Genomic DNA, 14,751 nt, shown 5'->3' on the forward strand with positions numbered 1-14,751 from the left:
CTAACGAAAGGCGGATACAAAGGGTTCCGTTATATCCCTAATATCCTCAACTAATGTTATGGGTATGTTGTGTTCTTTAGCTAAATTTGAAAGAAATTGATCATAATTAGAATCTGTTGTACTAATAATATAATCTGACTCTTTACAAGTCATCTTTAAAAGCATATCTGTTTTTCTATTTCTCCTTGAATTGCCACCAATGTATATTGTTATGATAGGTATCTCTTTTTCTTTTACACTGTTTAATAATTTGTCAATTCTCTTTTTTTCATCTTGAAAGGATATTTCCTGTAGCTTTTCTCCTATATCACTATATCCAGCCACAAAAACTACAGTATTTATATTCTCTAAATCTGGTTCTACCGCTTGAGGCATAAAGAAATTATGAAGCATTAGTTTATTAGCTATATCTTTTATCATATAGGCATCAGTGCTCTGACCAGCAGAAGTAATTAATACCATCTCCTTAGCAATTGGTCTAGGTAAAGAAGGTAATGCCTGTAAATCTCTATATGTCTTCTTGTCCACAAAGGTATTCAGCATAAAGGAAATTACTAATAAAGTAGTAAAGCTAATTACCGTTAAAGTTTTTAATTTCATTCTCATCTTCTCCAACAATTATTATTCAATAAGTAAATCCACTTGATCTAAGGGTTCTTCTCCAATGATATGGGGGACATAACCTTTAACAGCGCTTCTTGCTCCTATCGTTGGCATTGTATGAACTAAAGGGATAGATGGGGTATCACTGTGAATAATCCCCTGCAATTCTCTATATATATTCCTTCTAAATTCCATATCAGTAACTTGTCTAGCTTGAGATAGTAATAAATCTACTTGAGGGTTATTATAAAATGAATAATTACTAGCTAGTCCAGGTTTTATATTTTCCGATGCAAAGAAAGTATAAAGAAAATTGTCTGGGTCAACATTATCACCGTTCCAACCAATTAAAGCCATTTCATGATCTCCATCCTTAATCCTATCAATATATTGATCCCACTTCATCACTTCAATATTGACAGTAATATTTGCTTTATTTAAACTTTCTTTTATAAATTCTGCTAAAGCAATTGGATCAGGAGAATAATCTCTTGGCGAATCCATCACCCATAAATTGATTTCAAATCCATCTGAAAGGCCTGCTTCTTTCAATAATTGTTTCGCTTTATCAACATCATATTCTAGTGATTTTATCGTTTCATTATATCCCCATACTACAGGAGGCAAAAAAGAATTTGCTGGTCGAGTTAAATAGTTAAATACTTCTTTAATCATATCATCTTTATCTATTAAATGACCTATTGCCCTGCGTACTTCCTTTTTATTTAATGGCTCCTTTGTGTTATTTAAAGCTAAATATCCAATATTAAAAAAAGGTCTAGCATGTAGTCGTAAATCATCTGAATCATCTATCTTTTGTATATCGTCTAGAACTAAATTATCCACCATATGAATTTCTCCTAATTTTAACAGCATCATTCTTTTTTCATTTGATGGTATTGTTCTAAATTCAATTTCATTAAGCTTTGGGGTTTCTCCCCAATAATTTCGATTTCTTTCTAGCGTAATTTTTTCACCCATTTCCCAGCTTTTAAGTGAAAATGGTCCTGTTCCTATGGGATGATATTTGAAGCTTTCGTTATATTTCATCATTGCATCTGGACTTGCTATTCCAAAGGAAGGAAGGGCTAATGTACTCAAAAAAGGAGCATAGGGTTTAGTTAGAACTATTTCTAAAGAATAATCCGATAGAGCTGTAGCACTTTTTACTATACCAGGAAAACCGCCAAAATTATAGTTCCAGTAACTAAAATGGCCTGTATGATAGGGACTTTCAGAATTCATCCACCTATTAAAATTAAAAGCAACAGCATGGGCATTAAAATTAGTTCCATCGTGAAACTTTATATTTTTTCTTAATCTAAATACCCATATCAAACCATCTTCTGTGGTTTTCCAGCTTTCTGCCAGGGATGGAACCATACCAATACCATTTTTCTCGTATTTTACCAGATTATCATAAATATTTACTGTCACTTTAAAGGATTCTTGATCTGTTGTAACAGCCGGATCCAGACTAATAGATTCATTTGCTCTTCCTATAATCAACTTTTTATAATCGGGAGAGCTTTTAGAAATATTACTTAGTACATAATCTATATTTATTATAGGAGATTCTAGCAGAAGAACTAAGCTTATAGAAAAGAAAAGAATGATAGCGAATATTAATAAAATTTGATGTGTTTTCAATCAAATGCACCTCCAATCATCGACCCTTTTTTACTCAATATGAACAATAGAACTTGCTTATTCAAGTCAAATGGTTTCAAGCACCTATAGCATTGTCTTATCTGGAATGTTCCTTAAGCAACTTTATCCTTCGTTATACTATTTCTATATTCTACTACCTATTCCTTTTTATCTTTTAAATCAATATTAGTATTTTTATTTTACACCAACCTTCAAGGACTTTTCTACTGTCTAATCTTGCTGAATCAAGTAAATAATGACAAAATCTGCATAAGTAAAATAGAGCAACCCTTCTGCGAAGAGCTGCTCTATCCTTTATTTTATATTCTATTCTCTTTTCCCCTTTATTCAGCTACTCTTTTTTCTAATATTTGATCCATACTGAAGTCTTCTATCTGTAAATAATATTCAGCACAATCAATTAAGGATTTCATAGGAACTAAGCCTATTACCTCACTGCCTATTACAGCTATTCCATATCTTTGAGCTTCCATTTTAACCATTTCGAAGGCTTGATAAATAGCGGTTTTTTCATAATTCACTAAATTCATTGAAACCTGCGCTATGTTTCTCTCTTCTAGCATAACGCCAATTCCCTTTACATATCTTAATCCTCCACCTAAAAATCTTACCTTCTTTGCAATAGCACTTGCAATCTCTATATTATCTGTTGCAAGGTTAACATTGTAAGCAACTAACGGTACTCGAGCCCCAACAGCTGTAGCTCCTGCCTTTACATTCATTGTTGCGGGTCCAAAATCTGGCTTCCATTCTTCTTTTTTAATTTTTTCAAAGAAACCTTCATATTGTCCCTTTCTTACCTCTGCAAGATTTCCTCTTTGAGGTGTTGTGGCAGCATCTTCATAAAGATATACAGGGATATTTAACTCTTCTCCCATTCTTCTGCCTACTTCACGAGCCATCTCTACACACTCTGCCATTGTTACATCAGCGATTGGAATGAAGGGGATCACATCAGTAGCCCCCATTCTTGGATGCTCACCCTCATGGATTGACATATCAATTAATTCTGCTGCTTTTTTAGCTAAATTGAAGGCAGCTGTTGTTACTGCTTCAGGTTTCCCTACGATGGTTACCACTGTCCTGTTATGACTTTTATCTGAAGAATAGTCCAACAATTTGGCTCCTTCAACCCTTCTTACTTCCTCTACGATGGCTTCTATTACTTCATTGTTCCTACCTTCACTAAAGTTTGGAACACATTCTACTATTTTTGCCATATCATAGTCCTCCTCTTATTTTTAATAGATATCTTTCTAATATTAAGTAAATTTTATTCTATTGGAAGAAATTCATAAACCATACGATGGTAGGTAATGCCACAATATCGATTAAAACTGCACCTACCAAAGGAACCACTAAAAAGGCTCTTGGAGATGGTCCATACTTTTCTGTAACAGCACCCATATTCGCAATGGCATTTGGCGTGGCCCCTAAACCATGTCCCGCCATACCAGCTGACATAATGGCACCATCAAAACCTTTGCCCAATAGAGGGAAGCAAACAAATATACAGTAGATTGCCATAAAAGTTACCTGAGCAACCAAAATTACAAACATAGGAATGGCTAGATCAAATAATTCCCATAGCTTCAAGTTCATTAGAGCCATTGATAGGAAAGTACCTAGAGATATATTACCAATTAAATCAATTAAATGTTGATCTAATTTTACTATTTTTACCTGATCGTTAATATTTCTGAAAATAACTGCAATAAACATAGCACCTACATATCCTGGTAGTGCAAAGTCAATTGCTTCCGAGAACCATCCACTGGCCATAGCCCCCACTGTCATACATACGGTGATTAAAGCAATGTGAACAAACATAAGGTTAGAGGTGATTTCAGATTTTTCTCCTGTAGCTGCTAATTCCCTATAGGTTTCTAGCTCTAAAGAATTTACCTCTTCAGGCTTTAAATTATTTTTTTCAATTAAATACCTAGCAATCGGTCCTCCGATTAATCCTCCTGCAATTAATCCAAAGGTCGCAGCTGATAAGGCCACTGTGCTTGCTCCCGCAAAGCCCATACTTTCTGCTGTTGGCCCAAAGGCCGCAGCTGCACCATGTCCACCCTCCATAGAAACAGCTCCCGCCATGATTCCTAGCATAGGATGTAATCCTGTAACCTTAGCAAAAACTACACCTATGATATTTTGAAAAATAGCTAAGGCTCCGGAAAGCAGCCAATAGATGATAAGAAAAACACCACCTTTTTTTAATAATTTTAAGCTTCCACCTAATCCTACAGTGGTAAAAAAGGCGATCATAAATGGTGATTGAAAGGTTGTGTCCAATTGAATGGTAATGATGTTGGACATCTTAAGAATTAAAACAATGATTGCAAATAATAGTCCTCCGATCACTGGAGCAGGAATACAAAATCTTTCAAAGAATGCTACTTTTTTTCTAAGCGTGTACCCAATTAGAAGTAGACAAACTGCCATAGCTAAGGTTGCTATCATATCTACCTTCAAGGTCAAGATACCTTCTAGTAATTCTGTCTTCATTTGATTAACCTCCTTTAATTATTAATGGTTTCTTCTCACTAACTATAGACATACTCTCACAAATCCTAATTTCAATACACTAAGGGCTACATTTGCAGTCCTTGACCATGTCCTTTTGTCAAGGGCGAAACCGTAGACCATGGATATTAAAATTTAAGGCTATCAGCGTATATTGATAATAAAAGCAATTTGTGTGCCATTATTTCAAATTTTTTAATAATTATATGAAGGTTTTTAGAATCAGCTATTTCAAGGCATTAGATAGATGACAACAAATCTTAATCCTCCTTGAAGCTACAATAACTACAAAAATGCCCTGCAAATTTTTCCTTTCGGTAAAAATTGCAGGGTGCTATATCTCTTTTATAGGTTATACTCCTTAATCTTATATCTCAATGCCCTTTCGCTCATACCTAAAGCCTCTGATGTTTTCTTGCGATTTCCCTTAAAATATTCTAGATTTGCCTCCATTACCTTTTGTTCTATTTCCTTCATGCTTTCTCCAATATGAACCGGAATAAAACCCTTTGAGGATTTAACGATATTTTCTACTCTCGATAAATCCTCTGGTAAATCCTCTTGGTCAATAAAATCATTTTGCGTTAAGGCCACCGCTCTTTCAATAATGTTTTCTAGCTCTCGTACATTTCCTTCAAATTTATATCGTTCTAGTGTTTCCAATGCCTTTCCTGTGATACCCCGAAGGTTTTTAGAGAAGGCTTCATTATATTTCTTTATGAAAAATTCTACTAACTTTGCAATATCTTCCTTTCTTTCCCGTAGAGGAGGCATAGGTATATGAATTACATTCAATCGATAGAACAGGTCCTTTCTAAACCGATTCAGTAATGTTTCCTCCTTTAAATCCCTACTGGTAGCAGAAATAAATCTTATATCTACAGTGATCCCTGTCGAAGCACCAATAGGTCGAATTTCCTTCTCCTGTATTACCCTCAGCAGCTTTGTTTGAAGGCTAACCTCCATATCTCCAATCTCATCTAGAAATAAGCTTCCCCCTTGAGATAGCTCAATAATTCCTTTTCTATCCTCAAAGGCTCCAGTGAAGGATCCCTTCTTAAAACCAAACAACTCACTTTCCAATAGATTTGCCGGCATGGCAGAGCAATTAATTACATGAAATGGCTTATCTTTCCTTTTTCCTTCAAAATGAATAGCTCTTGCAACTAGCTCCTTACCCGTACCACTCTCTCCAGTAATCAATATGTTACTATCGATATCCTTTACTTTGTCGATCAAATAAAAAATTTCCTTCACCTTTTTAGAGGATCCAACAATATTGTATCGAGAATTCTTCTGCTGAATATGGCGATCCAAATATCTAATTTTACTATTGAGGTGAATATATTCTTCTGCCCTCTTCAACAATAGCAAGAGTTCTTCTGAATTAATGGGTTTTGTAACGTAATAAAAAGCCCCTGATTTGATGGCTTCAACTGATGATTCAATGGTACCATAAGCAGTCATCATAATCGTAATTACTTCTGGCTTTAAAGCCTTTATCTCTTTTAATACCTCTACTCCATCATCCTCCCCTAATTTCAAATCCAAAAGAACGATGGCAATATCCTCTTCATTCACGATTGCCACTGCAGATACCTGATCTCCAGCAGTGTAGATTTGGTAGTTATCTTCTAGGGTGAACCTTAGGGAATTTCTTATGGATCCTTCATCGTCAACAATTAATAGCTTCTGCAATGAAATCTTCCCCCTCTCTAGTAAATGTTAAGGTAAAAATTGTTCCCTCCTGTAAAGCACTCTCATAGCTTAAGGCTACTCCATTTTCCGCTAAAAGCTGAAAGGTTACAAACAATCCCAAGCCAGTTCCGTTAGACTTTGTTGTATAGAAGGGATTATAGATTTTGTGAATGCTATCTTCATCTATACCACATCCATTATCCTTAATATTTAAAAGTATTTTTTTGTCTCTAATTTCTGCTGAAAAAGTAATTTTCTTTTTCTCTTTATCCATACTTTCAATAGCATTTAAAATCATGTTTAACAATACTTGTCTCAAGTGATTTTTGTCCATATGAATATAAATAGCTTCATCTATATGGTTCTCAATATGAACCTTCTCTTGTTTTATTTTATTTTTCAGTAAAGTTAGGACTCCATTTAATGCAGATTGTAGATGAATCCTCTCACGGAAGGGCTTCCTGGGCTTTGCATATTCTAACAAATCATTGATTAGGGTGTTTACTCTATCAATTTCTAACGGGATATCTGTAGAAAACAACTTCTGAAACTCCGTATTGTTAAACTTTTTAGGCAATAGCTCTGCATAAGCCTTAATGGAGGTCAATGGATTTCTTATCTCATGGGCAATGCTGGCAACTAAATTCCCTAAAGATTGTAGCTTGTCCTTAGTTCTTATAGTTTCTTGTAGCTTTCTTTCCTCCGTAACATCTCTAAAGAAAAGAATAACCTCCTCCATATCTCCATTAATATTGGTAATGGTTCTAATATCATAATATAAAAGCCTTTTTTCTCCTTGAATATAGATTTCTTCTTCTCCCTTTCCCTCTTGCAGCTTATCTAGGGAAAATAGCTGTTCTAACAGGGTTTCTCTATAGGGATTTCCTACCAGCCGCCCCTCTTCCTGAGATCCTAATAGCTGATAAGCCAATTGATTTACAAAGGATATCCGTCCCTCCTTGTTAATGGTAACCACCGCTATGAAAATATTCTGTAGGATTTTTTCTCTAAAATCCTTTTCTCTACTGATTTCCTTATTTTGTCCGATTAAGATTTTATTCACCTCTTGAATCTCATAGGTTTGCTTTTCAACCTCCTTTTTCAAGGAGGAATTCCATCGATAAAGAAACAAAATCATAATTAAGAGAGAAGATATAGCAATCCCTATGGTTGCGATGATCTTTCGTTTGTACCAGCTGGGAAATTGAAGAGGTTGACCAAACCACTTCCTATAAATTTTATCATAGGTTCCATTTCGCTTGATTTCTTTTAAACCTTTATTAATGATATGCTGGGTATAAACATCTCCTCTCGCCACCGCTACAGCATATTTGCTGGGATTTAACATTTCCCCCACAATTTTAACCTGGTTCCTAACCCCTAGTTGATTGATCAAGAAAGCACCTGTTAACGTGTTACCAATGTAAGCATCTACTTCCCCCACTAATAGCTTTCTCATAGCCTCCTCTTGATCACTTGTAAAAATAATTTTCACTTCCCATAGAGCTTTTAGATTAGTAATCGCCACATCTCCCTGTTGTATAGCAACTCTTTGAAAGCTAAGATCCTCTAATTTTTCAATCTCTGTATCCATTAAAACAAAAATCGATTGAGAATTCTCTAAGTAGGCATCAGAAAAATCATAGTACTTTTCCCGTTCCTTTGTTATCTTGATGCCTTGAATCACATCAACCTCTTTAGCCTGCAATTTTTCACTGGTTTCTTGCCATTCCATAGGATAAAATTGCACATTTATACCCGTACTCAAGGCAATAGCTCTAATAATATCGACATTGAATCCTATGTATTCCCCATGCTCATCTATATATTCATAAGGAGGAAAATTTCTATCCCCCGCAATCCTTAATGTGATAGAATCAGTTTCTCCAAAAAAGGTAATCGTGTTGAAAACTTCAAAATAAGCCAACACACCATAAGCGATTATGATAAGCGTTGTAACAAAGGCAATTGTTTTCTTCAAAAGGGTCATCCTCTCCAAGCTTCTATAGTTGTCTCAACTCATTCTTTAGAGTAATTATATCATAGCTACCCCTCAGGATGACAGATTCAAAAACATGACAGGAGACAGTCTTTGTTGTGAATAAAGATTTTACTCTATCACAATAAACTGTCCCCTGCATATACCGTTATTGACTATTGGACTTTTATAGCAATTCCCTTTTCCAATTTTTCATCTGGCGAAAGAATTATCTCTTCCCCTTCTTGCAGGCCAGTGATTACCTCCACCTGTCTTTTGCTCTCAATCCCTTTTTGGATTTCCCTTAATACTGCAGCATTGCCTTCGTTAACAAAGACATAGTTCTTCCCATTCTGTTGAAATACGGCATTTTCTGGAATCAGCAGTACATCTTCTCTACTGTTAACAATGATTTTGACATCTAAATCATAGCCAGGACGAATTCCTTCCACAGTGTCCTCTATATCCATCTCCACCTTAATTCTTTTCTGCTCAATCCCTAAATCAGAGATTTTGCTAAATGCCTGTGGATGGATTTTTCTTATGGTTCCCTTTACATCCTCGATCCCTAAGTCCTTATGGGAAATTTCTACAGCTGAGCCTACCTTTACCTTTCCTATTTCAGACACCAATACATCACTTTCAATATATAAGGCTTCTTTATCTCCAATCTCCATCACCTGCATTCCTGGTTGCAAATAACTGCCAACCTCTACTTCCTTCATCATCACTGTTCCCGTTAAGGAAGAAGTGATAACAAAATCCTTTCCCTTGCTTCTTAGATCTTCCATCTGGATATCCAGTTGTCTAAGCTGAGCCTCATATTGGGAGGCGATATTTTCTGAAACTGGCTTTCTCAGCAATTCTAAATCTAAATTAATCTCTTCAAGCTGTGCCACTTCCTGCTCTAGATCAACGATGATAACTTGGTACTCCTCATAGCTAATGGCTCCTGCTTCATATAAGGTTTTGTTATTATCCCGTTTTCTTTCCGCCTCCTGCACTTTTCTTTCTTGAGTAGCCAGCTGCGATTCCAGCTTCTCAATTTCCCTAGAATCTATAGGCTTCGTCTCTTCATTATATCGAGCCATTACTTCGGATTTTTTAGCTTCTAGTTCCATCATCTCTCGGGCAAGCTGCTGACTATCTATTTTTACTAGCACTTCTCCCTTCTCTACCTGGTCACCTACTTCTACTACGACCTCCGTCACCCTGCCAGTTGTTGGAGAGAAAACACTTCCTTTATTTTCTGATACTACAAGCCCTAATTCCTCTACATACTCTGCTATATTGCCTTTTTCAACAGCTGCAACCTCTACTTCTACAGCTTTGCTTCTATTCATCATCAATACTGCTCCTACTGAAATAACTGCTATAATAGCTATGATGCCAACGATTTTTTTCTTCATTTTTTTCACATCCCCCTATGAAAAATCAGGTTGAGATCGAGGCCAAAGCTAAGGCCACTGTCTCCTCTGTCCTTCGATTTTTTGTTTAAAATATGATAGCTTTTTATGTCTCCGAAGCTATAGTTTACTCCTAGGAAATTCTATTTTTCAAAGCATCCATAAAGTTCAATTTATAAATTTTCCTGATGGTGGCCAACTGAGCTATCGTAACAAAAAACATAGTAGCAATAGCTGTTATGACATAACTACTTGGATTGATAATAACAGGTATGGTAATCATATCCATTGCAAGAGAGGATACCATACCAACAGACATAGCATATCCTAGCGGCATTCCCAACAGTATACCTAGAAAAGTCATCAGTCCGTTTTCTCTAGTAACCATTTTGTAGATTTCTTTTTTATCAAAGCCCAGTACCCTTAAGGAAGAAAACTCCATGATTCTTTCGCTGATGCTGATAATGGTAACATTGTACACGATGGCAAATCCTAATATTCCACCAAATAACATCATTACCCCTACAGAATAGATCATCATATCCATAAACTCTAAAAAGCTATTTTTCATATCCTCCACCGATTGCACCTGTCGAATATTTTTTACATCCTGTAGCTTAGGAACCACCTTATCCCTTGAATCTACCAATACTCCGGTAATCACACCCTTTTCTCCCAGCAGATCATTCATTGCCTCAATATCCATGTAGGCATTGGTTCCTAAATATTGTTCAACAATTCCTTTTACCTCAATAGATTGATCCTCTTTATCCGGCATAAAGTTTTTTATTATGATTTCGTCTCCTGTACTCACTCCGAGGGTGCTAGCCAGTCTATCGACTAATATAATTCCATTTCTAGGTAGGTCTACTGACTCACCTGTTGGAGTTTTAAAATGATAAAACTCCGTATCCTTTGGTACGCCAATAATACTTACAGCCTTCTTCTTCCATCCATTTCTTAATTCGAAGGGAACCTCTGCTTTTGGTTCTATACGATCCACCTCAATGACTTTAGACAGCTCCCTCAAGGCATTATGATTCATAGGAGCAGCAAAATCAATATTATACTGCATCGTTTGGAATTCTCCATATTGCAGCATAAACAGATTGTTCCAGACAGAGGACATAAAAACTGGTACCATGGTGATGGCATAGGTTAATGCAATTCCCATCACTAGAAAGAGGGCTCTTCTTTTATTCCTCAATATATTTCTAATCACCATTTTCCAGCTAAAGGAAATTCTGTTCCAGATAAATTTAACTCTTTCTAACCAAATTCTCCCTCCTGTTTTAGGAGCCTCAGGTCGCATGGAATCGGCAGGCAATATTTTTAAAACACTTCTGGCCCCCATCAACCCTGATAATATACAAAATGCGCTGGTTAACAGGATGCCATATACAAAATAGGTATAATAAACCTTCATCTGGAACATAGGAATGTTCATATATAAAATATACATATTTGTAAATGCCATCGACAGTGGTATGCTGAGGATAATCCCAATAATGGAACCCACCAAGCCAATAAGCAATGAGAATTTAGTATAATGCCCTAATATACTGAGGTTATTATATCCCAATGCCTTCATTACCCCAATGGACATTCTATCGTTTTTGACGATTCTGGATAACATAACATTGATAATCACCGCTGCTACAATTAAAAATAATAAAGTAATGGCAGTAGCCATCATTTCTAACTGCTCCACTTCCTGCATCATCATGCTATGGCTTAGCTGATCCTCTCTTTTAACGATTCGCCTCACTCCATAGCGATCCAATTCATCCTCTATTTCATCTACAATGCTGTCTATTCGATGAATATATTCCTCATTGATCTTAATCATTACCTCATTGTAGCTTCCTTGATACCCTAAAGCTGATTGGGCAAAATCCTCTGTAACATAGATAACTCCAAATTTTTCTGGTGCTGGTAACAATGCTTCTTCATTTTCCATTAGATAAATATATTCAGGACTACCTACGATACCTACTACATCCAGCGGATACTCTCGCCCTGCGATATAGGGTGTTATCCTATCTTCCAGTTGGATTCCTCTAGCGTCAGAAAATTGTTGCAGTACCACTGTAGTTTTAGGATTTTCCTGGAGTTCTCTTCCTTCTATCGTATATAGTCCATTAATGGCTTCCGTTTCCTGCGGGAGAGAAACAATCCTGACCCTTACTTTTTCGTTAGGATCTTCTACCCTAAGGGGTACATCACTGCTGATTCGTCCCTGAGCTACTTCTACACCTTCTATCCTATGCAACTGGTCTATTGCTGTCTTTGGTATTCTCACTACTTCTACAAAGACATCCCCAAAGTTAGTAACATCATAATAATGAAATATGGAATCATTTAGGTTATCCGCCACCATACTGAAGGAAACATAGATGGTCAATGCTAAAATTACCATCACTGCAATAGAAATAAATTGCCCTTTGGAGTTTTTAATTAATCTCAATAACCTTACATCTAATTTCTTCATCACCACTCAATCCCTTCAGGATGAATTGGATTCTTATTGATCTTTGTCTCTATAATTTCTCCACTTCTCATTTTAATCACACGATCCGCCATCTCTCCGATAGGTACATTGTGAGTAATAATGATAACGGTCTTATTATATTTTTTATTAATCTCTCTCAACAGCGTAAGAATTTTTATTCCTGTCTTGAAATCAAGAGCTCCTGTCGGTTCATCGCATAATAGCAAAGCAGGATTCTTTGCCACTGCTCTTGCTATGGCCACCCGTTGTTGTTCACCACCACTCATTTGGGCTGGGAAATGTTCTTTTCTATCCCCTAACCCTACTGCCTCTAATACTTCGTCAATGTCCAAAGCATCTTTACAAATTTCTGTAGCCAGTTCTACATTTTCTCTAGCAGTTAAATTTGCCATCAAATTATAGAACTGAAAAACAAATCCCACTTTTTCTCTACGATAAATCGTTAGCTTTCTATCGTTATATCCAGTAACATCTTCTCCCTCCATAAAAACCTTACCTTCAGTCGGTAAATCCATTCCTCCTAAGATATTTAAAAGGGTACTTTTCCCTGAGCCACTGGGTCCCAGTATGACAACAAATTCTCCTTGGTATAATTCAAGGGATACTTCTTTTGCAGCTGCTATTGTTACTTCTCCCATCTGATAGAGTTTGCTGACATTTTCTACCTTCATTAAAGTATCGTTTTCCATAATTATTCCACCCCTTTTCCCCCTAATAGTCCATATTTGAGAAAATCATAAAAGCCTTCTGCTAAAGTGCTTGGATCTTCTTGGGTCTTGATTTTATCGAAATACTTTTCTGCAAATCCTTCAGTCATCATCATCAACATATCTGTCATAATGGATGTGTTCACCTTTCTTATTTCTCCTTTTTCTACCCCCTCCTTTATAATCCATTCAAATATTTCTCTACCTCTTCTATACTTTTCCTCCAGCAATTTTTCTGTAACATAGGGGATTTCCATAGCATCCTTGTAAAAAGCAAAAGAATAATTCTTCGAATCTTTCAAATTGTAGTTCATCATAAAGTTTATTTTTTCCAAGGTTCCGGGTATTTCTTTCATCTCTTCTTCAAACATGGCAGAGACTCTATCCATAAGAGATAATACAACCTCTAAAAATAACTTTTCCTTTGAAGGAAAGTGTTTATAGATTGTCATCTTGCTAATTCCAGCTGCTTCTGCAATCTCATCCATAGAGACTGCTTTATAACCTAACTTTACAAAGAGTTCTTCCGCCTTCTCCATCAACCGTTTGTACTTTATTTCACTTTGTGTAGCCATATCACACCTCCTGAACTCAATATAATCTTAAGGCAAATTTGTACTTTTGTACCTCCAGAGTATAATTTTATTATATATCTTTCTACAAAAACTGGCAATATCATTTATAAACAAAAACGAAAAAACCACGGAAAAACCACAGGGACGGCAGGTTTAAACCACGGGGACTAAACCACGTAAACCACGGGGACGGTTCTTTTGGTTAGACTTTTAGAACAACTCCTCTGCTGACTCCTGTTAATCTCGATATTTGCCTTGTGGATAGTCCCTCTTCTAACTCTTGTAGAAGGATATGGACATGATTACCCATTAGACAATATTCATATACCTTATATCTACTTTTATTTTTATATTCTTTTAATGTCTGTATAAATTTTACATTATCTTCCTCATCTTCAAATATAATTTGCTTATTAATTCCCCGTAAAACTATATGATAGATACCACTTTCACTTTTTTCTCTTGCTTTTCTTGGCATAAAAAATCACCTCCAAATATATGCTATCATAAATTTAGAGGTGATTTAACCAATAGAACCGTCCCCTTGGTCTTAAGCGCTTGCAAACCATCTGACACTTTATAAACATCATACCTGGCTTCCCTTAAATATATCTCAAGGACTTCCAGCACTTCACCATTATCATCTACAATCAATATACTATACATTGACATATAATCTAATCACCCAATCTTTTCTACTGTCAATTAACTTAAAATACCTATGTAAATTTGGTCTACATTCAATTTTTCAGTTTAGAAAATGGCATAAGTACCCATGCATATCGTAGCAATTTTTTAGAAAGTAGTCAATTATAAATTAAAAATTTTACGATTAGTATAATGTTAGAAAAATTTGATTTTTTTTTATAAAAATGTTAAATCCAAATAATAACCTGCCGATATAAAGACTAGGAAGGATTAATGCAAGGTGTTGATTATGACAACTATTTAAATTCAAAGAGGAAAAATGTTTTTAAGATAACTCGTGATAGTAAAATATAGTACTTATAGTACTCGAACAGATGTAATTCTTTGTTTGAGTATATACAAAACTCGTGGTCTGTACTCATAG

The 14,751-nt window shown here is 35.7% G+C and carries 12 protein-coding genes; all 12 read right to left on the bottom strand.

Going from position 1 to position 14,751, the window contains the following annotated elements; genetic code table 11:
* The 12 genes from CHB72_RS12960 to CHB72_RS26590 all read right to left on the bottom strand — a co-directional run bounded on the left by CHB72_RS12960 (position 1) and on the right by CHB72_RS26590 (position 14,351).
* Complete coding sequence (locus tag CHB72_RS12960) at positions 1–600, bottom strand: DUF6305 family protein (RefSeq protein ID WP_089283302.1); 600 nt, start codon at positions 598–600, stop codon at positions 1–3.
* A gap of 21 nt (positions 601–621) precedes the next feature.
* Positions 622–2,253 (bottom strand): ABC transporter substrate-binding protein, encoded by a 1,632-nt coding sequence (locus CHB72_RS12965; protein ID WP_089283303.1) that lies wholly within the window; start codon positions 2,251–2,253, stop codon positions 622–624.
* Positions 2,254–2,597: 344 nt separating this feature from the next.
* Positions 2,598–3,494: a glutamate formimidoyltransferase gene (ftcD, locus tag CHB72_RS12970; RefSeq protein ID WP_089283304.1), complete on the bottom strand. Its 897-nt coding sequence runs from the start codon at positions 3,492–3,494 to the stop codon at positions 2,598–2,600.
* Between the two features lie 58 nt (positions 3,495–3,552).
* Positions 3,553–4,785 (bottom strand): sodium/glutamate symporter, encoded by a 1,233-nt coding sequence (gene gltS / locus CHB72_RS12975; RefSeq protein WP_089283305.1) that lies wholly within the window; start codon positions 4,783–4,785, stop codon positions 3,553–3,555.
* Positions 4,786–5,148: 363 nt separating this feature from the next.
* Complete coding sequence (locus CHB72_RS12980) at positions 5,149–6,501, bottom strand: sigma-54-dependent transcriptional regulator (protein ID WP_089283306.1); 1,353 nt, start codon at positions 6,499–6,501, stop codon at positions 5,149–5,151.
* Positions 6,479–8,482 (bottom strand): transporter substrate-binding domain-containing protein, encoded by a 2,004-nt coding sequence (locus CHB72_RS12985; RefSeq protein WP_176431361.1) that lies wholly within the window; start codon positions 8,480–8,482, stop codon positions 6,479–6,481. The genes CHB72_RS12980 and CHB72_RS12985 overlap by 23 nt, the downstream gene beginning before the upstream one ends.
* A gap of 173 nt (positions 8,483–8,655) precedes the next feature.
* Positions 8,656–9,888, bottom strand: a complete 1,233-nt coding sequence (locus CHB72_RS12990; RefSeq protein ID WP_089283308.1) for an efflux RND transporter periplasmic adaptor subunit — start codon at positions 9,886–9,888, stop codon at positions 8,656–8,658.
* 130 nt (positions 9,889–10,018) lie between these two features.
* Complete coding sequence (locus tag CHB72_RS12995; protein WP_089283309.1) at positions 10,019–12,376, bottom strand: ABC transporter permease; 2,358 nt, start codon at positions 12,374–12,376, stop codon at positions 10,019–10,021.
* Positions 12,376–13,086: an ABC transporter ATP-binding protein gene (locus tag CHB72_RS13000; protein WP_089283310.1), complete on the bottom strand. Its 711-nt coding sequence runs from the start codon at positions 13,084–13,086 to the stop codon at positions 12,376–12,378. The genes CHB72_RS12995 and CHB72_RS13000 overlap by 1 nt, the downstream gene beginning before the upstream one ends.
* A 2-nt stretch (positions 13,087–13,088) precedes the next feature.
* Entirely contained in the window at positions 13,089–13,679 is a 591-nt protein-coding gene (locus tag CHB72_RS13005) for a TetR/AcrR family transcriptional regulator (RefSeq protein WP_089283311.1), read from the bottom strand.
* A gap of 202 nt (positions 13,680–13,881) precedes the next feature.
* Positions 13,882–14,157 (bottom strand): transposase, encoded by a 276-nt coding sequence (locus CHB72_RS13010; protein WP_089283312.1) that lies wholly within the window; start codon positions 14,155–14,157, stop codon positions 13,882–13,884.
* 26 nt (positions 14,158–14,183) lie between these two features.
* On the bottom strand, positions 14,184–14,351 hold the full coding sequence (locus CHB72_RS26590; protein ID WP_176431362.1) for a response regulator: 168 nt from the start codon (positions 14,349–14,351) through the stop codon (positions 14,184–14,186).
* Between the last annotated feature and the right edge of the window lie 400 nt (positions 14,352–14,751).

The organism is Anaerovirgula multivorans (assembly GCF_900188145.1).
GTDB classification, from domain to species: domain Bacteria; phylum Bacillota; class Clostridia; order Peptostreptococcales; family Natronincolaceae; genus Anaerovirgula; species Anaerovirgula multivorans.

Coding starts and splice junctions, on each gene's coding strand:
- CHB72_RS12960 (WP_089283302.1), bottom strand. CDS start 600: ATGAAATTAAAAACTTTAACGGTAATTAGCTTTACTACTTTATTAGTA.
- ftcD (WP_089283304.1), bottom strand. CDS start 3,494: ATGGCAAAAATAGTAGAATGTGTTCCAAACTTTAGTGAAGGTAGGAAC.
- gltS (WP_089283305.1), bottom strand. CDS start 4,785: ATGAAGACAGAATTACTAGAAGGTATCTTGACCTTGAAGGTAGATATG.
- CHB72_RS12990 (WP_089283308.1), bottom strand. CDS start 9,888: ATGAAGAAAAAAATCGTTGGCATCATAGCTATTATAGCAGTTATTTCA.
- CHB72_RS12995 (WP_089283309.1), bottom strand. CDS start 12,376: ATGAAGAAATTAGATGTAAGGTTATTGAGATTAATTAAAAACTCCAAA.
- CHB72_RS13000 (WP_089283310.1), bottom strand. CDS start 13,086: ATGGAAAACGATACTTTAATGAAGGTAGAAAATGTCAGCAAACTCTAT.
- CHB72_RS13005 (WP_089283311.1), bottom strand. CDS start 13,679: ATGGCTACACAAAGTGAAATAAAGTACAAACGGTTGATGGAGAAGGCG.
- CHB72_RS13010 (WP_089283312.1), bottom strand. CDS start 14,157: ATGCCAAGAAAAGCAAGAGAAAAAAGTGAAAGTGGTATCTATCATATA.
- CHB72_RS26590 (WP_176431362.1), bottom strand. CDS start 14,351: ATGTCAATGTATAGTATATTGATTGTAGATGATAATGGTGAAGTGCTG.